Source organism: Collinsella aerofaciens, from assembly GCF_025289055.1.
Lineage (GTDB): Bacteria > Actinomycetota > Coriobacteriia > Coriobacteriales > Coriobacteriaceae > Collinsella.
Window position 1 is genome coordinate 53,572 of record NZ_JAESIQ010000001.1, and the last position, 19,218, is coordinate 72,789.

General features: G+C 60.9%; 22 protein-coding genes and 1 pseudogene. 1 reads left to right on the forward strand and 22 read right to left on the reverse strand.

Going from position 1 to position 19,218, the window contains the following annotated elements; genetic code table 11:
- Positions 1–4 precede the first annotated feature (4 nt).
- Together JMJ97_RS00280 and JMJ97_RS00285 are read right to left on the reverse strand one after the other, a co-directional pair.
- The gene (locus JMJ97_RS00280; RefSeq protein WP_260698764.1) at positions 5–2,746 is read right to left on the reverse strand and encodes a PRD domain-containing protein; all 2,742 of its coding nucleotides are present in this window, start codon (positions 2,744–2,746) and stop codon (positions 5–7) included.
- 226 nt (positions 2,747–2,972) lie between these two features.
- Positions 2,973–3,317, reverse strand: coding sequence for a 5'-methylthioadenosine/S-adenosylhomocysteine nucleosidase (locus JMJ97_RS00285; protein ID WP_260698765.1), 345 nt, complete (start codon positions 3,315–3,317; stop codon positions 2,973–2,975).
- Between the two features lie 329 nt (positions 3,318–3,646).
- Here JMJ97_RS00285 and JMJ97_RS00290 point away from each other — a divergent pair, with 329 nt between their 5' ends.
- The gene (locus JMJ97_RS00290; RefSeq protein ID WP_260698766.1) at positions 3,647–3,769 is read left to right on the forward strand and encodes an IS3 family transposase; all 123 of its coding nucleotides are present in this window, start codon (positions 3,647–3,649) and stop codon (positions 3,767–3,769) included.
- Positions 3,770–4,516: 747 nt separating this feature from the next.
- On the opposite strand, the gene rplX is transcribed toward JMJ97_RS00290, so the two are convergent.
- The 20 genes and pseudogenes from rplX to fabF all read right to left on the reverse strand — a co-directional run bounded on the left by rplX (position 4,517) and on the right by fabF (position 19,203).
- Complete coding sequence (rplX, locus tag JMJ97_RS00295) at positions 4,517–4,822, reverse strand: 50S ribosomal protein L24 (RefSeq protein WP_006235043.1); 306 nt, start codon at positions 4,820–4,822, stop codon at positions 4,517–4,519.
- Positions 4,823–4,835: 13 nt separating this feature from the next.
- Positions 4,836–5,204, reverse strand: coding sequence for a 50S ribosomal protein L14 (gene rplN / locus JMJ97_RS00300; protein ID WP_006235041.1), 369 nt, complete (start codon positions 5,202–5,204; stop codon positions 4,836–4,838).
- Positions 5,205–5,322: 118 nt separating this feature from the next.
- Positions 5,323–5,583, reverse strand: coding sequence for a 30S ribosomal protein S17 (gene rpsQ, locus JMJ97_RS00305; RefSeq protein WP_006235040.1), 261 nt, complete (start codon positions 5,581–5,583; stop codon positions 5,323–5,325).
- Between the two features lie 16 nt (positions 5,584–5,599).
- The gene (gene rpmC / locus JMJ97_RS00310; RefSeq protein ID WP_006235039.1) at positions 5,600–5,815 is read right to left on the reverse strand and encodes a 50S ribosomal protein L29; all 216 of its coding nucleotides are present in this window, start codon (positions 5,813–5,815) and stop codon (positions 5,600–5,602) included.
- An 86-nt stretch (positions 5,816–5,901) separates the two neighbouring features.
- Positions 5,902–6,318: pseudogene (gene rplP / locus JMJ97_RS00315) on the reverse strand (50S ribosomal protein L16); the annotation flags it as partial.
- Positions 6,318–7,028, reverse strand: a complete 711-nt coding sequence (gene rpsC, locus JMJ97_RS00320) for a 30S ribosomal protein S3 (protein ID WP_006235037.1) — start codon at positions 7,026–7,028, stop codon at positions 6,318–6,320. The pseudogene rplP and the gene rpsC, both read right to left, overlap by 1 nt.
- A gap of 6 nt (positions 7,029–7,034) precedes the next feature.
- Positions 7,035–7,406 carry a 50S ribosomal protein L22 gene (gene rplV / locus JMJ97_RS00325; protein ID WP_006235036.1) on the reverse strand — a complete coding sequence of 124 codons (372 nt, stop codon included), beginning with the start codon at positions 7,404–7,406 and terminating at the stop codon, positions 7,035–7,037.
- A 14-nt stretch (positions 7,407–7,420) separates the two neighbouring features.
- Positions 7,421–7,681: a 30S ribosomal protein S19 gene (gene rpsS / locus JMJ97_RS00330; RefSeq protein WP_006235035.1), complete on the reverse strand. Its 261-nt coding sequence runs from the start codon at positions 7,679–7,681 to the stop codon at positions 7,421–7,423.
- A gap of 32 nt (positions 7,682–7,713) precedes the next feature.
- Positions 7,714–8,544, reverse strand: coding sequence for a 50S ribosomal protein L2 (gene rplB, locus JMJ97_RS00335; protein WP_260698767.1), 831 nt, complete (start codon positions 8,542–8,544; stop codon positions 7,714–7,716).
- A gap of 179 nt (positions 8,545–8,723) precedes the next feature.
- Complete coding sequence (rplW, locus tag JMJ97_RS00340; protein WP_022094197.1) at positions 8,724–9,011, reverse strand: 50S ribosomal protein L23; 288 nt, start codon at positions 9,009–9,011, stop codon at positions 8,724–8,726.
- A complete protein-coding gene (gene rplD / locus JMJ97_RS00345) occupies positions 9,012–9,638 on the reverse strand; it encodes a 50S ribosomal protein L4 (RefSeq protein ID WP_006235032.1) in 627 nt (208 codons plus the stop codon). It lies immediately after the preceding gene.
- Between the two features lie 46 nt (positions 9,639–9,684).
- A complete protein-coding gene (gene rplC / locus JMJ97_RS00350; RefSeq protein ID WP_035137484.1) occupies positions 9,685–10,305 on the reverse strand; it encodes a 50S ribosomal protein L3 in 621 nt (206 codons plus the stop codon).
- Positions 10,306–10,753: 448 nt separating this feature from the next.
- Positions 10,754–11,380: a histidine phosphatase family protein gene (locus JMJ97_RS00355; RefSeq protein ID WP_260698768.1), complete on the reverse strand. Its 627-nt coding sequence runs from the start codon at positions 11,378–11,380 to the stop codon at positions 10,754–10,756.
- 39 nt (positions 11,381–11,419) lie between these two features.
- A complete protein-coding gene (locus JMJ97_RS00360; protein WP_260698769.1) occupies positions 11,420–12,574 on the reverse strand; it encodes a cation diffusion facilitator family transporter in 1,155 nt (384 codons plus the stop codon).
- Positions 12,575–12,723: 149 nt separating this feature from the next.
- Complete coding sequence (locus tag JMJ97_RS00365; protein WP_260698770.1) at positions 12,724–13,938, reverse strand: PTS sugar transporter subunit IIC; 1,215 nt, start codon at positions 13,936–13,938, stop codon at positions 12,724–12,726.
- A gap of 40 nt (positions 13,939–13,978) precedes the next feature.
- Complete coding sequence (gene accD / locus JMJ97_RS00370) at positions 13,979–15,697, reverse strand: acetyl-CoA carboxylase, carboxyltransferase subunit beta (protein WP_260698771.1); 1,719 nt, start codon at positions 15,695–15,697, stop codon at positions 13,979–13,981.
- A complete protein-coding gene (locus JMJ97_RS00375) occupies positions 15,690–17,033 on the reverse strand; it encodes an acetyl-CoA carboxylase biotin carboxylase subunit (protein WP_117765058.1) in 1,344 nt (447 codons plus the stop codon). Before JMJ97_RS00375 ends, accD begins: the two co-directional genes overlap by 8 nt.
- Positions 17,034–17,043: 10 nt before the next feature.
- Positions 17,044–17,466, reverse strand: coding sequence for a 3-hydroxyacyl-ACP dehydratase FabZ (fabZ, locus tag JMJ97_RS00380; RefSeq protein ID WP_195503827.1), 423 nt, complete (start codon positions 17,464–17,466; stop codon positions 17,044–17,046).
- Positions 17,467–17,475: 9 nt separating this feature from the next.
- The gene (accB, locus tag JMJ97_RS00385) at positions 17,476–17,952 is read right to left on the reverse strand and encodes an acetyl-CoA carboxylase biotin carboxyl carrier protein (RefSeq protein WP_260698772.1); all 477 of its coding nucleotides are present in this window, start codon (positions 17,950–17,952) and stop codon (positions 17,476–17,478) included.
- A gap of 3 nt (positions 17,953–17,955) precedes the next feature.
- On the reverse strand, positions 17,956–19,203 hold the full coding sequence (fabF, locus tag JMJ97_RS00390; protein ID WP_260698773.1) for a beta-ketoacyl-ACP synthase II: 1,248 nt from the start codon (positions 19,201–19,203) through the stop codon (positions 17,956–17,958).
- Positions 19,204–19,218 lie beyond the last annotated feature (15 nt).

Consider the following 19,218-nt stretch of genomic DNA (forward strand, 5'->3'; position numbering starts at 1 on the left):
GGGGTCACTCGTCGAACAGGAGGCTCGAGGAGCCGAGACGCTCCTCTCGCGCCGGGGCGGCGCTCACGCTGATGTAGTCGAAGACGTAGGCGATCTCGCTTACAGGAACCTCCACGCGATAGCGCGTCGAGATGCTCGAGAAACTCTGCCTGAAGGACTCGATGAAGTCGGTGTGCTCTTCCTCGAAGCGATCCTGGCCGACGTAGGTCTCGATGGGGTTGCGGGTGACGAGGCGCTCGACGAGGCAACAGAGGTGAACGTACAGCCCGATGATGGCGTTGCTGCTGATCTTCTCGCCCGTTCTGCGCTGAAGCTCGTGCACGGCGCTCTCGATCTCGTGGAACAGCCGCTCCGGGTCGAGGATGGTGATGGAGCGGATAACGTTCTGTAGCGTCATATTCGAAAGCAGCTTCTCGTGGAAAGAAGCGAGCTCGGAGACGTCGAGCCACCTGCCGAACACGGCATCGACCTTCGAGGCGGACGCCGTCGACATAATGTCTTCGAGGGCGACGAAGGGAACGGAGGCAATCCTGGGGTCTCCCGTGCCGATGACGGCGCAGACGCGGTGCTCGGAGAAAACGGCGTCGTTCGACCCGTTCGCGGCAAGCTGCTTGAAGGGCCTCGTGAGCAGGCGCGCGCCTATGGTGCGCGGGAGGCTCTGCGAGACGAGCTGACGTATCCTCTCGGCCGCGTCGACCCCGGACTCGGAGCAGAAGACGATGGCGTCCTCACGGTTGACGCGCTCGATTACCTTGCAGTGCGTCACGCACACGGCGGTCGCATCGCCAAGAACCTCGGCGATGGACTTGCCGCCGAGCAGCCCGGACCCGATCTCGAGCGCGAGCCCGGTGGAGACGTTGTTCACCACCCCGATGGTGGAGTCGGTAACGTTCTCGAGGGCCTTATAGGCCTCCTCCAAAGAGCCCATGTCAACAAGAAACACGACCCCGGTGCAGTAGGAATGGCGGTCGACGAGGCGCTGGAGCGGACCGACGATGTCCTTCAGCTGCTGGTCGTAGGGCATGTCGACCGCCTCGTACACATGCACGCCGAGCATACGGTTCGCCGCGTCGGCGATGCTCGTCGCCGTCGAGTAGCCGTGTGACAAGATGACGCAGAGCGTCCGAAGGGCCTTCGCGTCGCGAGACTCCGATGCGACGCACAACGTCAGAAGCGTCTTCGTGAAGTGATCGAGCGAGATTCCGAGCGCCCCTTCCATGTCTGCGGCGACCTGATCGGAGACGCTCGAGGCAAACGGCAATTCGGAGGTCACGGCACCGAGGAGATGGGAAATTTGCTCCGCACAGGCAGACTTTCGCTTAGCCAGGCCGATGCCCGGCCACAACTGCAGGCAAATCTCCTGGGCCAGTAGAAAAGTGACCTTCCTCGAAAGCTCGATGCCATAAGAAGAGCCTGCGTCGGCAAGGACCGCGCCCACGACGCGCTCGAAGGCGCGCGACCTCGATGAGGCGACGCCGTGGCCGAAGATCAAGTGATCCTCAACGCCGCGCACAGCGGAGACAGCTTGCGAGACAAGCTCGGAGACAGAGAGCTCCCCGGCGCAGAATCGCTCATCGAGAGAGCACAGGGCATCGAGCGCCTGCTCGACCGGCCCTGTGCTCTCGGCGGCATCCAGGGACGCGTCGATCAGAACGCCATCGTCGGGCTGTTGATCGATCTGCGCGGAGGAGAGGAGCCCGCTGGGAAGAAGATACGGGCGAACGACGACGTAGTCGCCCTCGCGATTGAGGAACGCTTTGGCGCAGCAGTTCGTCACGCAGGCGCGCAAGCCGGCGATGTTATCGGAAAAGTCCGCGTTCACGAGGCAACGGTATGCGCCGCGGCTGATCTTCACATCAGAACCGATTCGGCACCCCTCGCTGCGCAGGAAGCTCAAGATGAGATCCTCGCGCTCCTCGGGGGTCCGCTCCTTGAGTGAGGGGACGCGGGCACAGATGGGCATTTTGCTGTAGGCCGAGGAAACCTTCGGGTCATCGGCGGAAAGCGTCGTCGAAAGAACGAGGCGAGCGCGCGGCGCATCCTGAGAGACATCGAGCCCGAGGGCCGTCGCAAGGCAGTGTTCCATCGCAGAGGGAGAGAGTGCCTCGATGCCGTTGACAAAGACCACACCCCCGCGCGATTTCGCGATCGACTCGTCAAGAAGCCCGTTGAACGAGGCGGCGTCCGGGACCCCGGCGCAGTCGATGCGCACATAGGAGGAGTCGCGGGACAGCAAGCCCTGGTTCTTGCCGTACTCGTACACAAGGCGAGAAAGGAAAGACTTACCGACACCCACGCCGCCGCTCAAGAGGATGGGCAGGCCAAACGGAGGGTACTGAACCGCAGCCTTGCACTGCTCGACAACGGAGCTGAGGCTCAGGTCGAAGCCCACGGCACGCGCGAAGTCGCGGTGATCGGCGATTCCCGTCGCCTGGATGAGGTCGGCGAGCGAGGCGTACTCGCTTGCAGAGAGCTTTACCTGAAAACGCTTCTGGAACGCGCGGCGATGAAAATAACGGACAGGCCTGCCCGCCACCTTAACCACAAAGCCGGCGCGAACAAGGTCGTTGAGGTACTGGCTCGCCAGGCTCCTGGAGATGATGAGCGTCTCGGCGATGTCGGAGGTGGACAGACGGGCAAGGTCGTCGAGCGAGACGGCAGAGGTGAGGGCCTCGAGATGCTCGAGAATCCTGTCCCTCATGTCGACGGGCTTCTTTGCCAAGCTGTCCTGTGCGGTCTTGTCCATGACTTCTTACCTCCTCGTACAAGGAGTATAAGGGGAACACAGAGAACGGAAAGGGGCGCGTGGGGGAATCAACAGCCCCGAGGAAAAGTCCACCACTTGAGGGGCAGAAAACAACGGCCATTGAACATTCAGGGCCGACGCTCAACACTTCGGCTCGACACTTCGCTTTGGAAAGGGCCCTGCGCGCCGGGGTCCCAACATAAAGAAGGGCCCCGGCGCGCAGGGCCTAAAGCTTAACCATGCGCGCGGCGATGCGGGCGCAGTCGCAGGCGGCCTTCTTCTCGAAGGTGTTGTAGTCGACGACCTGGCCCTCGGCGCAGGGCTTGTCGCTGATGGCGCGCACGACGATGAGGGGCACGCCGTTGAGATAGGCGGCCTGCGCGATGGTGCAGCCCTCCATCTCGCAGCACAGGTCGCCGAAGGTCGCGAGGATGCGCTCCTTCTGTTCCGCGGGCGAGACGAACTGGTCGCCGGAGACGACGCGGCCCTCGAGGACCTTAATGTCGGGGGCGACGGCGGCCGCGGCGGCGCATGCCGCCAGCAAGGGCCGGAACGGATCGCGCAAGATCAAGGCGTCGCCCAGGAGGTCGGGCGTTACCGTCAGCCGACGCCGCGTCTGCCGCATCATGAGGGAGAACGGCCTGGTCAGCGCATACGGCAGGAAGAGGTTCAAGGTGCACCCCGGGGCGGTCAACGAGGCCGACGTGCCGAACGTCGTCGCGCGCGGCTTCGGCGGCAGGGCGCCGCGCACCCATATATGCAGCGACCTGGCCTGCGTGCGCGTCGGGGCATCGTGGAACTACGTCTGCCTGCTCGTCGACCTCTGCAACGGGGAGATCGTCGGCCACTCCGCAGGACCGAGGAGGGGCGCGCGAGCTCCGAGCCAAGCTCTCGGATTACGTGCACTGGTACAACAACTTCAGGATCCACTCGACACTGGGCTACATGTCGCCGGTCGAGTTCAGGGAGGCGGGACCGTCCCTCCCGGAATCGTCCAAATTGGTGTTGCCAATCCATAGCTAATCCAGCCATCATCTCCGCGAAGGCGGACGTCAGGAAAAGCTCGGCTTGAGCTCGGTCGGACGCGGTCTGTGGGGCATCATTCAGGCTCAGGGGGTCTCCTTGTCTTCTTCGGTCGCAACCTGAATGATAGGAACGGCCCCTTCTCTCTTTCCCTTTCGTTTTCGACGCGTCACTCTCTCGGCGGGCTTAAGGCCCGCGCTCGCGGGTGCAGGGGCTGCGCCCAAACCCCAAAAACTTAACGCCGTGCTCGAAGCGTTTCCGGACGTCAGCGTAATCTCAAATCCCGTTAGTCAACTCATGAGCAAGCCACCTGAGACTACTCATTTCTCCTACTGGCAATGAAGACCTGCGACCTGCAGTTTTGCAAACTGTTTGAAAGCCACCTGCGTTGATTCACTTCCTATTGCAGCTGGCGTCTTGCACGCGAAAAGGCATTTGAGTTTCAAAACGGGCGTTTCGGCGCTATCGAGCCTTCAAAGGCATCCCGCCGCGCCCTTTGGGACTAAAACAAAAACTCAAAGCCCTGAGTTCGAAAATAGTTTTTGGAGTTGTCCCGGCTTTTGTCACCGAAGCCGACGAAACGCGACAGGGTGTCACCTGGCGGCACTCGATTCGAGACGGCACCGAAAACTGGATGCAACCGGAATGACGGGACGGCAAAACCGAAGCCATCGAGTAGCGATAGAAAAAAGCCCGGATGCCGTGGAGCATCCGGGCCTTTGCTAGCAACTTGATGTTGCGGGCAGCTTAGAACTTGTGGCCGCACTTCTTGCAGACGCGCAGCTTGTTCTTGCCGTCCTTCTCGTGACCGACGCGGGTAACCTTACCGCACTCGGGGCAAACGAGATTGACGTTGGAGGCGTCGATAGGAGCCTCCTGCGAAACGATGCCGCCCTGCTGGTTGGCAGCGTTGGGCTTGACGGCCTTCTTGACGACCGAAACGCCCTCGACAACGACCTTGTTCTCGGCGGGGAGAGCACGCAGGACAACGCCCTGCTTGCCGCGATCCTTACCAGAGAGAACCTGGACCTTATCGCCCTTCTTGATATACATATATCTCCCCTAACTACAGGGTCTCGGGAGCGAGCGAGACGATCTTCATGTACTTCTTGTCACGAAGCTCGCGAGCGACGGGCCCGAAGATACGGGTGCCGACGGGCGAACCATCGTTGTTGATGACAACGCAGGCGTTCTCATCAAAGCGAATGTAGGAGCCATCCTTGCGGCGGATCTCCTTAACGGTGCGAACGACGACGCAACGGACAACGTCCTTCTTCTTGACGTTGGCGCCAGGGGTAGCCTCCTGGACAGCACCGATGAACACATCGCCGATGCCTGCATAACGACGCTTGGAACCGCCAAGCACCTTGATGCAGCGAATCTTGCGAGCGCCGGAGTTGTCGGCGACGTTCAGCATGGTTTGCATCTGAATCATGGTAGATGTTCCTCCGAACTAAGAACCGAAGAGAGGTGCGCAGCCTTTATACGGCCCGTGGTATGCAAGCCAGGCATACGCACATCTTCGGAAACGTACAAGTCGTAAGAGCGACTGCTTATTTAGCGCGCTCGACGACCTCGATGAGGCGCCAACGCTTCATCTTGGACATAGGACGGGTCTCCATAACGCGGACGGTATCGCCCACGCCAGCCGTGCACTCCTCGTCGTGAGCGTGCAGCTTCTTGGAGCTGGTCATCATCTTGCCGTACTTGGGGTGACGCTTGCGCTCGGTGATGGTGACAACAATGGTCTTGGCACCGGAGACGGAGGTAACGACACCCGTACGGACCTTACGCGAGTTACGCGAATCAGTCATGTTCTCTCCTTAGGTCCTACTCGGCGACAGCGGACTTCTCCGCTGCGATCTCACGGGCGCGCTGCTCCGTGAGGACGCGAGCGATGTCCTTCTTCACGGTGTTGACGCGAGCGGTGTTGTCCAACTGGCTGGTGGCCATCTGGAAACGAAGGTTAAAGAGCTCGGCGCGCATTTCCTTCAGCTTCTCAACGAGCTGAGCGTCCGAGAGCTCACGAATCTCTGCGGGCTTCATTAGTTCTCCTCCTTGGCGGCGGCGGCGTCCTCAGCAGCCCACTTGGCCTCGAGAGCGGCCTCCTCAGCCATCTCCTTCTCGATGCGCTGCTCAGCGTTCTTAGCAGCAACAATCTTGGTCTTGATGGGAAGCTTGTGCTGTGCAAGACGCAGAGCCTCGCGAGCGACCTCCTCGGGCACGCCCTTGACCTCGAACATGATGCGGCCGGGCTTGACGACGGCCACCCACTCCTCGGGGTTACCCTTACCAGAACCCATGCGAGTCTCGGCAGGCTTCTTGGTGATGGGCTTATCGGGGAAGATCGTGATGTAGACACGACCGCCACGCTTCATGTAGCGGGTCATGGCAATACGAGCGGCCTCAATCTGACGGTTGGTGATCCAATGGGCCTCGAGAGCCTGGATACCAAACTCGCCGAAATGCAGCTCGGTATTACCCTTGGCCTGGCCCTTCATGGAGCCACGCTGCACCTTGCGGTGAAGAATACGCTTAGGGGCAAGCACTACTGACCCCTCCTCTCGGAGTTACGACGACGAGGACGGGAAGAGCCCTCGAGTGCAGGGTTGGGAACAGGCTGGCCCGGGAGCTTCTCGCCCAGGTAGATCCAGACCTTCACGCCGCAAGCGCCCATGGTGGTGCTGGCGACAGCCGTGCCGTAGTCGATCTTGGCACGGAGGGTGTGCAGAGGCACGCGACCCTCGCGGTACCACTCACGACGGCCCATCTCGGCACCGCCGAGACGACCGGAGCACTGGATACGGATGCCCTTAGCGCCGGCCTTGCGGGCGGACTGGACAGCCTTGCGCATAGCGCGACGGAAGGCAACGCGGCCCTCGAGCTGCTCAGCAATGGACTGAGCAACGAGGTTGGCGTCGAGCTCGGGGCGCTTGATCTCGACAACGTCGACGGAGAGCTGGCCCTTGGAGACGCCAGCGACCTTCTCGAGCTCGGTGCGGAGGGTATCGATCTCGGCACCCTTCTTACCGATGACAACGCCGGGGCGAGCGGTGAGGATGATGACCTTCACCTTGTCGCCAGCGCGCTCGATCTCGACGCGGGAGACAGCTGCGCGGGAAAGACGCTTCTCGAGGTACTTGCGGATCTCGAGATCGTTACCGAGGGTCTTAGCGTAATCCTTCTCTGCGAACCAGCGGGAGCGCCAGTTCTCGGTGATGCCAAGACGGAAGCCGGTGGGGTAGACTTTCTGACCCATACAGCTTTACGCCTCCTTTCGAGGAGCAACGACGACGGTGATGTGGGAAGTACGCTTCAGAATGCGAGAAGCGGAACCCTTGGCGCGGGGACGGATGCGCTTAAGCGTCGGACCCTCGTCAACATAGGCAGCGGCGACAACCAGGTTGTCGGCACGCAGACCGTTGTTGTTCTCGGCGTTCGCAACGGCGGAACGGAGAACCTTCTCGACATCCACGGCGACGGCGCGGTCGCAGAAGTGGAGGATGTCGAAGGCCTGAGCGACAGGCTTGCGGCGGATCAGATCGACCACCAGGCGGGCCTTGCTGGGGGAAACACGCACGTACTTAGCGACGGCGCGAACCTCGGTGGCCTCAGTTTCAATAGACTTAGTTGCCATTTACGGTTAACCCCCTATTTGGCCTTGTGGCCACGGAACGTACGAGTCGGCGCGAACTCGCCGAGCTTGTGACCAACCATGGACTCGGTAACATACACGGGCACATGCTTGCGGCCGTCGTGGACGGCGATGGTGTGACCAACCATCTCGGGGAAGATGGTGGACGCGCGGGACCAGGTCTTCACGACGTCCTTCTTGCCAGCCTCGTTCATCGCGGTGATACGCGAGAGAAGGCGAGTCTCCACGAACGGGCCCTTTTTGAGACTTCTGCTCATAAGTGCTTTCTCCTAAAACTCGGTATCCGAAATTACTTCTTACGGCGACGAATGATGTGCTGGTTCGAGACCTTCTTCTTCTTGCGCGTACGAAGGCCCTTCGTCGGCTTACCCCAGGGGGTAACGGAGGGACGACCAGAAGTGTGGTTCTTGCCCTCGCCACCGCCGTGCGGGTGGTCGACAGGGTTCATGACGGTACCGCGGACGGTCGGGCGCACGTTCATGTGACGCTTACGGCCGGCCTTGCCGATGACGATGTTGGCGTGATCGGCGTTGCCGACCTCACCGACGGTGGCGCGGCAGGTAACGAGGATGCGGCGCATCTCGGAGGAAGGCATACGGACGATAGCGTACTTGCCCTCCTTACCCATCAGCTGGCAGGAGTTACCGGCGGAACGGGCGATAGCAGCGCCCTTGCCCGGCTGGAACTCGACGGCGTGGATGAGCGTACCGACGGGGATGTCGGCGAGGGGCAGAGCGTTGCCCGGCTTGATGTCGGCGTCAGAACCGGACATGATGGTCTGACCGACCTCAAGGCCCTTGGGGGCCAGGATGTAGCGCTTCTCACCGTCAGCGTAGTGCAGCAGAGCGATGCGAGCGGAACGGTTCGGATCGTACTCAATCGTGGCAACCTTGGCGGGCACGCCGTCCTTGTTGCGCTTGAAGTCGATCACGCGGTAACGACGCTTCACGCCGCCGCCCTGGTGGCGGGTGGTGATGCGGCCGTTGTTGTTACGACCGGCCTTCTTGGGCAGGGGCTCGAGAAGAGACTTCTCGGGCTTGGTGCAGGTGATCTCGGAGAAGTCGGAGATCGACTGCCAACGCCTACCAGCGGAGGTCGGCTTAAGGTGCTTTACAGCCATTACAATCCCTTTCAATAGGAATCCGTTAGCCATCGCAGACAGGGATTCGAGGTTCTGCCTCGGGTGCGATGACACCGGACGTATACACGGTTCCGGGCGTGTCCATTTTATACGCCCAAAACCTTGAGCTCTCGCCTCCCCTATTTGGGAGGCATGAGCTCACTCAACAGCAGCGAGTCTTAGGCCTGGTTGCCAAAGACCTCGATGGTGTCGCCCTCGGCCAGCGTGACGATGGCCTTCTTCCAAGAACGGGTCTTGCCGGCGACATAGCGCACGCGCTTGGTCTTGGGCTTGACCGTCAGGGTGTTCACGCGAACGACCTTGACGCCGAAGATCTCCTCGACAGCGTCCTTGATCTGATACTTGTTAGCATCCTTGGCGACCTCGAACGTGTACTTGTTCAGCTCCATGCCGGAGAAGGAACGCTCGGACACGATCGGACGGATGATGATCTCGTGGGCGGTCATTTATGCAAGCACCTCCCCGAAGTGAGCGGCAATGTCGGCGGGCATCAGCACGGCGTTGTTGTTGACGAGATCGTAGGTGTTGGCCTCGTCGGCAGTGATGATGAACGTCTTGGGAATGTTGCGGAACGACAGGTAGGCGTTGACGTCCTCATCGCGAACGATGATGGTCAGACGCTTGCCCTCAAGGCCGAGAGCCTTGAGCATGGCAACGGCAGCCTTGGTGGAAGGCTTCTCGAAGCCGTAGTCGTCGACGAGCACGAGCTCGCCATCGGCCAGCTTGGCGGACAGCGCGGAGCGCATAGCCAGCTTGACCTCCTTGTTGTTCATACGCTTAGCGTAGGAACGGGGCTTGGGGGCGAAGACAACGCCACCGTGACGCCACTGGGCAGCACGGATGGAACCCTGGCGGGCACGGCCGGTGCCCTTCTGACGCCAAGGCTTCTTGCCGCCACCGGAAACCTCAGAGCGGCCCTTAGCGGACTGGGTGCCCTGACGCCAAGAGGCCATCTGGCACTTGACGATGTGGTGCATAACGTGGATGTTCGGCTCGATGCCGTACACCTCAGCGGCGAGCTCGGCCTCGGCGACCTTCTTGCCCTCGCTGTTCTTTACTTCAAACTTTGCCATTTAAGTGTTCTCCTTGGTATGACGCTGGGCTAAATGGGCTGGGCCCTTAGGCCATACGGATGGCGACGAGACCATTCTTGGCACCCGGGACAGCGCCCTTGACCAAGATGAGGTTCTGCTCGGCATCGATGCGGACAACGGAAAGGTTCTTGACGGTAACGCGCTCGTTACCCATGTGACCGGCCATCTTGACGCCCTTGAGGACGCGCGCAGGATAGGCGCACTGACCGATAGAACCGGGGTGACGCTGGAAGTGAGAACCATGCGTCATAGGACCGCGGCGCTGACCCCAGCGCTTGATGCGACCCTGGAAGCCCTTACCCTTGGAGGTACCGATGACGTCGACCTTCTCGACATCAGCGAAATCAGCGACGGTGACGACCTCGCCGACCTTGTGCTCCTCGCCGTTCTCGACGCGGACCTCACGAAGGAAACGGACAGGCTCGACGCCAGCCTTGGCGAAGTGACCAGCCATGGGCTTGTTCACGTTCTTGGCCTTGATGTCGCCGAAACCGATCTGGACGGCGTCATAGCCGTCGGTTGCCTGAGTTTTAACCTGCGAGACGGCGCAGGGGCCAGCCTGGATGACCGTGACGGGAACGACGTTGTCGTCCTCGTCCCAAACCTGGGTCATGCCAATCTTGCGGCCGAGAATCATGCTGATCAAGATATGATCCCAACTCTCGCGTGGTCTTGGGACAATGCGTACACCACCGAGCGTACGCCCCTAGAGGACCACTACTTACACGACGTGCTCCCCAGCCTTGTATTGCGTCCGGACTACCTGACAACCCTATTAAGCAGGCATTTTGTCCAGCCAGAATACTCCCCTGGTTACACACAGCTGTTTAGTATACACGGCTGCGGGCGTATCCATCGAGATTCATATTTCACTCACATTGTTTACGCAGGTAAAGTGCGTGGAGTCGCCTGGGCTTGGCAGAGGGGCGGCGAAATATATTAAGTTTGCTGCTCTACAGTCCTGCGCAAGACGGAAAGCACATTAAGTGCTTTCCTTTGCGTGCGGAACTCGCGACAAACTTAATATATTTCGCCGCCCCTCTGCCAAGCTCGGGAGACGACACGTTGATGTCTGCTTAACTCTTCTCGCTCAGCTAATTTCTTTGTTGGGGGTCCACTATTTGCTGGAGGGTGAACTTGCATTGCATTGGCTCGCCTTCTGCTTGTGGCTTTGCCTCATCGAAATCGAAGATCATGATGGCGCAGTTGGGGAGTTTTGTTGGGAGCTTGAAGCCCTCTGGGGCTGCAGCCTTGATGAATTGGCGGCTGGCGCTGCCGTGGCTTACTGCTAGGAGGGTTTCGATACCATCGGCGCTCATGAGATTGGTGAGGGTGGCTACCATGCGTTCTTGCAACGCTTTGCTTCCCTCTCCTCCAAAGGGGACCAGATCTTCGCCTGGATCCCAGACGTCGGTGGGCAGCGCGTCGTGCGGGCCTTCCTCGAAGGTTCCATAGCAGCGCTCGATGATGCCTTCGCAGGACTCGACAGCAGCGTCCGGACCGAGGAGCTCGCATGCGACGAGCTGAGCTGTGTCCACGGCTCGGCCTAAGGGTGATGAGGCCACTTTGTCGGGAACGACATTGTGGGCTTTGAGCCATGCGGCTGCCATCCCGGCTTGCTGACGGCCCAAATCGGTGAGCGGTGAATCGCAACGACCTTGGACGAGCTTTTTGACGTTGAATTCCGTCTGGCCGTGGCGGAGCAGATACAGCCTCTTCATATTCTCCCCTTCTGTATAACTTGCTTTACCGGCGCAGCCCTACTCGTGGGTATGGCCTACGTAGTCTTCATCGATCGTAATCTTGGCAATCGACTTGGGGTATTCCGACTCGACCCGTTTCGCCAACGCGTGCTTTAAGTCTTCGGCGTTCATCGCCAAATCCGAGGGTCGCACGCAGTCAAAGATCACGTTGGTGTGCGTAGGACCCGGCACGCAGCGAAGGTCGTGAATCGAAAGGCGGCTATCGATCTGTTGAGCCATTGCGTTGATGCGCAGGCGCATGCTCGCCACCTTTGGATCGTCGGTCACGATGGGATCGTAGTGAAGCGTGACAATCATGCCGTCTTCGTTCCTAAACGCCTGCTCGATGTTATCGAGCGTGTCGTGACTGTCCATCGGGCTGGCCTCGGCTGCCATCTCGGCGTGAGCGCTTGCGAACTTCCTGCCTGGGCCGTAGTCGTGAACCATTAGGTCATGGACGCCCAAGACGCCGGGATAGCTCATGATCTTGCTGCGAATATGCTCGACGAGCTTAGTATCGGGCGTCTGGCCCAAAAGCGGGCTCACCGTATCTTGGATAAGCTCAAAGCCGCTCCAGCCAATATAGGCGCCAACGGCAAGGCCGACCCACGCGTCAAGATTGATGTGCGTCACCTGCGAAACAATTGCGCACGCCAGCACGGCGCCCGTGGCAAGGACATCGTTCTTGGAATCTTGCGCGGTCGCATGCAGCGTCTCGGACTCAATGCGATCGCCGAGCTTTTGGTTGAGGGCCGCCATCCACAGCTTAACAACCATCGAAAGCACGAGAACTGCCACCAGGGCAAGCGAGAACTCGACAGGTTCGGGGTGAATGACGCGCTCAACCGAGGACTTCACCAGCTCAACGCCAATCAGCAGCACGAGCGCCGCCACGACCAATCCCGAGAGATACTCGTAGCGACCGTGGCCGTAAGGATGCTCGGGGTCGGCCGGCTTGCTCGCCAGCTTAAAGCCCAGCACACTCACGATATTCGAGCTGGCATCGGACAGGTTGTTCATGGCATCCGCCACAATCGAAACCGATCCCGACAGCACGCCAATTGCGCCCTTCGCAGCACAAAGCGCAACATTGGCGACAATACACACCATGCCCGCTAACGTGCCCACACGCGCACGATCGCCCTGCGCGCGCTTAACTATCCACTCGACCATCTGCATCCGCCCCCACGGTACTACCTATATATCTATTGCTCAAACGGATTGTAGTGTAGCCACTTTGTCCCCCAGATACAAAAAGGCCGCGCCCACACGGGTCACGGCCTTGGAATGTGGCAAAGGAATCGTCCATGTGTCGCACAGGTTCACGCGCTTACTTCAGCAGCGCTCGCCACTGTATCGGGCGAATCGGCTCCGTCCCCCGTCGCCTGTCCCTTCGTCGGCACCACACCAAAGCAGTAGCTCAACGCCGCAGACACCGCAAATGCCGTGCCACCGGCAACGCAGCACCACAGTAGGTTCGAAATGCCGCCCGTGGCAAAGCCAATGACCATGAGGACATTCGTCATGCCGATGGTATAGGCCGTAACGTGGCCCACGGCCGCAACAAGGCCTCCGACGGCGCCGCCAATGGCCATGCACGTCAGGCACCTGCCATATTTAAAGCCGCAACCGTACAGCGCCGGCTCGCTTACGCCGCCAAGAACACCCGAGATCGAATAGCCCAGCATGAGTCCCTTCTCGTCCTTATCCGCAACGCGGAGCGACGCGCCAAAGGGCATACCCCAAACGGCGAACGTTGCCATCGTCGCGGCGATCAGAATGCACGAATCCGTTCCCACACTCATAAACTGTGCATAGGCGAGCGATAGGACAACGCTGCTGACGCCCGCGATCTTAAGGAACTCCCAGCCCGCGGCAAGCCCCATGAGCGTGAGCAGCGACACGATGCCACCGGAATTGCCAAGCATAAACATAAGCTGGCCCAACAGCATGCCCAGATAGCTGCCCGCCGGTGCCGTAATACACAGCGAAACCGGAACCATGACAAGCATGGTCGCAAACGGAACGAACGAAAACGCCACGGCCTTAGGGATAACGCGCTGAAAGAAACACTCCACTCGCCATAGCACGGGCACCGAAATGAGAACCGGAATAACAGTCGTCGTGTAATCGTTGACCGGCGCGGGAAGCAGGCCATACACGGAAGTCATCGATGCCCCCGTCGTCGATACGGCATTGACGAGCTTAAGCAGATCGGGCGCAATCAATACGCCGCCCAGCATCATGCCCAGCTGCTCCGAGCAACCGAGCTGGCGGGCGGCCGCCCAACCAAGATAAACGGGCAAAAAGTAGTAGCCGGCGTTATAGAGCCAACTGTAGAACAGGCGATAGATTTCGGAATCGGCAGACCACAGGCCCAGCATGCCTTCGCCCATAATGACGGCGACGGTGCGGAACAACGCCGCGCAGACAATAAACGGCAGCGCCGACATCATGCTTTTGGACAGATAGTCCACCACAGCCATGGCGTTTGATGAAACCGTCGTTGTAAACGAGGTGTTAGAAACTTGAGGCATGAAACGCCTTTCCCAATGCGACATGCGGGCTGTCCCTTTGTCACATCGTGCGGTACTGACCGATTGCGCGGTACTTTTCGTAGCGGAGGTTTGTAAGGGTCGCGTCGTCGAGCCGCCCAAGTGTATCGAAGGCATCAAATGCCGAGGACATGACGGCACCGGCGATCTCCTCATGCGACAGGCCCCTATCGTCAACAATGCCGTCGATGATGCCGAGCCCCAACAGATCGGGGGCCGTGAGCTTCAGCGCCTCGGCGGCCTCATTCGCGCGCTCGGTATCCTTCCACAGGATCGACGCACAGGCCTCGGGGCTCACGACCGAATAGGCCGAGCTCGAGAGCATCAGGATGCGGTCGGCCACGGACAGCGCCAGCGCGCCACCAGAGCCGCCCTCGCCTGTCACCACCGAGACAATCGGCGTCTTAAGGCCGCTCATCTCCATGAGATTCTGGGCAATCGCCTCGCCCTGGCCGCGCTCCTCGGCACCGATGCCGCAAAACGCGCCCGAGGTATCGACCAGGCATAGGACCGGTCGACCAAACTTTTCGGCCTGACGCATAAGGCGACGCGCTTTGCGGTAGCCCTCGGGATGCGCCATGCCAAAGTTACGGCGCATACGCTCTTTGGTCGTGGTGCCACGCTCGATGGCGATGACCGTTACGGGGCGTCCGTCTTTCCAGCCAATGCCAGCCACCACAGCGGCGTCGTCGCCAAAGTAACGGTCGCCGTGCAGCTCCACAAATCCATCCAAGCCCAGCGAGATCATCTCGCCCGCCGTGGCGCGATCTGCCGAGCGGGTCTGCTTGACAATCTCGAGCGCGGTTTTTGGTGCCGCCGAGCGCTTGAACAAGTGTCCCAGCTTTTTGCCGCAACGACCCGTATGCACGATCTCATGCGGTGCCCCCAGGCTGGGCGCATGCCCTTCGTGCAGCGCCAACAGCTCGCCTACCGTGAGCGCAATCTCGCCGCGCGGAACAACGGCATCGCAAAAGCCGTGCTCCAGCAAAAACTCGGAGCGCTGGAATCCCTTGGGCAGGCGCTTGTGCATGTTCTGCTCGATCACGCGCGGGCCGGCAAATGCCGTCAGGGCATCGGGCTCGGCCAGGATAATGTCGCCCTCCATGGCAAAGCTCGCGGTTACGCCTCCGGTCGTGGGGTCGGTGAGCACCGTGATATACAGGCCGCCCGCCTCGCTGTGGCGCCTAACCGCCGCAGAAATCTTGGCCATCTGCATAAGCGATGTCACGCCCTCTTGCATGCGCGCACCGCCCGAAACGGTAAAGCCGACAACCGGCAATCCCAGCTCGGTCGCGTGCTCAAATGTGCGACAGATCTTCTCGCCCACCACAGAACCCATCGAGCCCATCATAAAGTTGGCGTCCATAAAGAAGAGTGCGGTATCGCAACCGCAGATTTTGCCCCTGCCGCACACAACGGCATCGCGCTCGCCCGAACGCTCGCTTACGCTCTTGAGCTTGTCGGCATAGCCGGGAAACGAGAGGAAGTCCTCCGACGCCAGATTGGCATCCCATTCCTCAAACGTGCCCTCGTCGACCGTCATGCGCATGCGCGCGCGACCGCTCACGCGAAAGTGTTTGCCGCAACGAGGGCAGACCTCGAGATTGTCGTGCAGGCGTGCCTCATCGATCACGCGGCGGCACTCCGGGCACTTGATAAACACGTGGCGCGCGGGAAACTCGGCGCACGACTCGGTTATCGGCCCCTCGAGGACGTTAACCGTCTTCGCTTTTCTATTCATCAGCATAGAGATGCCCCATCAGATCGGTGTGATACATGCCCGACAAGAACTCGTCGTTTGCCAGCACGTCGAGCTGAAGCTCGCTGTTTTCGCTCACGCCCTCAATCACGAGCTCGCCCAGGGCCGAGCGCATCTTGCGAATGGCGCCGTCACGCGTGGGCGCACACACGATGAGCTTGCCGAGCATGGAGTCGTAGTACGGCGGAACTGTCGCACCGGTAAACATGGCGGAATCCCAGCGCACGCGCGGACCACCCGGCACACGCAACGCGGTGACCGTTCCGCATGACGGCAGAAAGTCCGGCGTTTCGGCATTGATGCGGCACTCCATGGCGTGGTTGCGGACCGGCATGTCCTCCTGCTCAAAGGGCAGAGGCTGGCCGGCTGCCACGCGCAGCTGCCACTTGACCAAGTCGGTATCGGTCACAAACTCCGTAACCGGATGCTCCACCTGCAAGCGCGTGTTCATTTCCATAAAGTAGAAATTGCCGTCGTCCGAATACAGGAACTCGATGGTACCGGCTCCTTCGTAGCCGACGGCACGAGCCAGGTCACGCGCCGCCTTGTGCATGCGAGCACGAATGTCGTCGTGTCCGTCGAGGCACGGCGCGGGGCTCTCCTCGATCAGCTTTTGGTTGCGGCGCTGCACCGAGCACTCGCGCTCGCCGAGCGAAAACACATGGCCCTGCTTATCGGCCATAATCTGCACCTCAACATGGTGCGCCGGCGCGACGAACTTCTCCATGTAGCACTCGCCGTCGCCAAAAACGGCCTCGCCCTCGGCACGCGCCTCGATAAACGCCTTTGCCGCATCTTCCACGCGCTCGACCTTGCGAATGCCGCGGCCGCCACCGCCGGCACGCGCCTTAATAAGCACGGGGCAGCCAATGCGCTCGGCCTCGGCCGTTGCCTCCTCGGGGCTTTTGAGCAAATCGCAGCCCGGCACGATGGGCACGCCCGCCGCGGCAGCCGTTCGACGTGCGGCGTCCTTGTCGCCCATGCTGTCGATCACCTCGGCCGAAGGACCGACAAACGCTAGGCCATACTTGTCGCAGTCGCGTACGAAGCTCGCCTTCTCGGAGAAAAAGCCATAGCCGGGATGAATTGCCTTAGCTCCCGACTTTACGGCACAGGTGAGCACGGCATCGTCGTTGAGGTAGCTCTCGGCAAGACGCGGGCCGCCGATGCAATACGCCTCGTCGGCAAGCTGCACGTGCAACGCGTCCGCATCGGCCGTGGAATAAACGGCGACGGTCTTGATGCCCATATCGCGGCACGCGCGGATAACACGGACCGCGACTTCGCCGCGGTTGGCGATGAGCACTTTGTCGAACATGAAAACTTCCCTACTTTTCGTGCATGAGTGCAAAAGACATATCGGCGCGGCAGCAAACCTCACCGTTAACGCTCGCAGTACCTGTCGCAAAGCGGAACGGCCCGCGCGCACGCGTGATGGAGCACACCAGATCCACCGTGTCGCCCGGGCGCACCGGACGCTTAAAGCGCACCTTGTCCAGACTCGTGTAGAACGGCGTCGCGCCGCGCGCCTCCTCATCGCCCATCAGCAGCACGCAGCAGTTCTGGGCGAGCATCTCGCACTGAATCACGCCGGGGACCACCGGGTTTCCCGGAAAATGCCCCTGCAAAAAGTACTCGTCGCCCGTAATCGTGATCTTGCCGTGGGCCTCGTCGCCCACCAGCTCGGCTTCGTCAAGCAAAAGCATCGGCTCACGATGCGGCAACAGCTTCTTGAGCTCTTCTTTGTTCATGGACATCACCTATCCGATCCTCATGAGGCAGCTGCCAAACTCCACGAGGTCGCCGTCGGCCACGCAGATCTCGAGCACCTCGCCATCCACCTCTGCCGTCACCTCGTTGAGAACCTTCATGGCCTCGATGATGCAGAGGGTCTCGCCGGCCTTGACCTTGGAGCCCACGTGCACAAACGGTTCGTCGCCCGGCGCCGGGGCAGCATAGAAAACGCCGACCATGGGAGCGGTCACCTCGGTGCCCTTAGGCTCCGACACGGCGGTAGGTGTCTGCGCGGCGGGTTCCGGTGCGGTGGCAGGCATGGCGACAGGAGCCACCGCCGGAGCAGTCACGGCACCCGGCATAGGCATGGGCACGGCGACCGGCTGCGTGGCGCTCGCGCGCTCGAGTTCGACCGCGGTGCCATCGGGCTCCTCAACGCGTACGCGCGTGAGGCCGCGGTCCTCCATAACATCGGCTATCTCGGCAAGTCTTTTGGAATCCATGCTCTAGCTCCTCGTATATCTACGCAGCGCGATGGCGGCGTTGTGCCCGCCAAAGCCCAGGTTGGTCGAAAGCGCCCAGGTAAGATCGGCGCGAACCGCGCGATTGGGCGTGTAATCAAGATCGCAGGCGGGATCGGGTGTGTGGTAGTTAATGGTCGGGGGCACCACGCCCTGCTCGAGCGCCATGGCACATGCCATGACCTCGATGGCGCCCGTGGCACCGATCATATGGCCGGTCATCGACTTAGTCGACGAGACGTGCGCGGCGCGCGCCGCGTCCTCGCCGAGCGCACGCTTAATGCCCGCCGTCTCGGACGAATCGTTGAGCTTGGTAGATGTGCCGTGGGCATTGATGTAGAGACCCTCGGAAGGCTTGACGTCGCCCTCGGTCACCGCCAGCGATATCGCGCGGGCAATGCCGGCAGCCTCGGGATCGGGGCTCGTGATGTGATAGGCATCATCGGTGTTGCCGTAACCCACGACCTCGGCATAAATGTGCGCACCGCGCGCCTGCGCATGCTCCATGCTCTCGAGTGCCAGCACGCAGGCGCCCTCGCCCATCACAAAGCCGTCGCGGTCTGCATCGAACGGGCGGCAAGCCGTCGACGGGTCAGGATTAGTGGTGAGAGCGCGGCAGGACGTAAAGCCCGCAACGGCATCGGGGATAATGGCCGCCTCGGCGCCGCCCGCGAGGATCGCGTCGGCATAGCCGTGCTTGATGGCGCGGAACGCCTCGCCCACCGCATGGGCCGAGGTTGCGCACGCGGTCACCACGGGCAGGGTCGGGCCCTTTGCCTTGTGGCGGATTGCGATATTGCCCGATGCCATGTTGGGGATCATCATCGCGATCATATAGGGCGATGCGCGGCGGGGCCCACGTTCGGCAATCGTATGGACGTTGTCGACGAGCGTCGTCATGCCGCCCACGCCCGAGCCCACGTAGACGCCCAGGCGCTCGCGATCGATGGCGCCTTCGACATCAAAGCCCGCATCGTGCATGGCTTCGTCCGAAGCCGCCATCGCAAACTGAACGCAGGGGTCGAGATGCTTGGCGTCACGCTTGCCAAAGTACTCGTTGCCGTCAAAGCCCTTGACCTCGGCTGCCACCTTGACGGCAAACGCATCGGTATCGAAGTGCGTGATCGGGCCGATGCCGCACGTGCCGGCGCACATGGCCGCCCAGGTGGCAAGCGCGGTGTTGCCGAGCGGCGACACGGCACCGATACCGGTGATTGCAACTCTCTGTTCCATCATGGTCTCCTCATC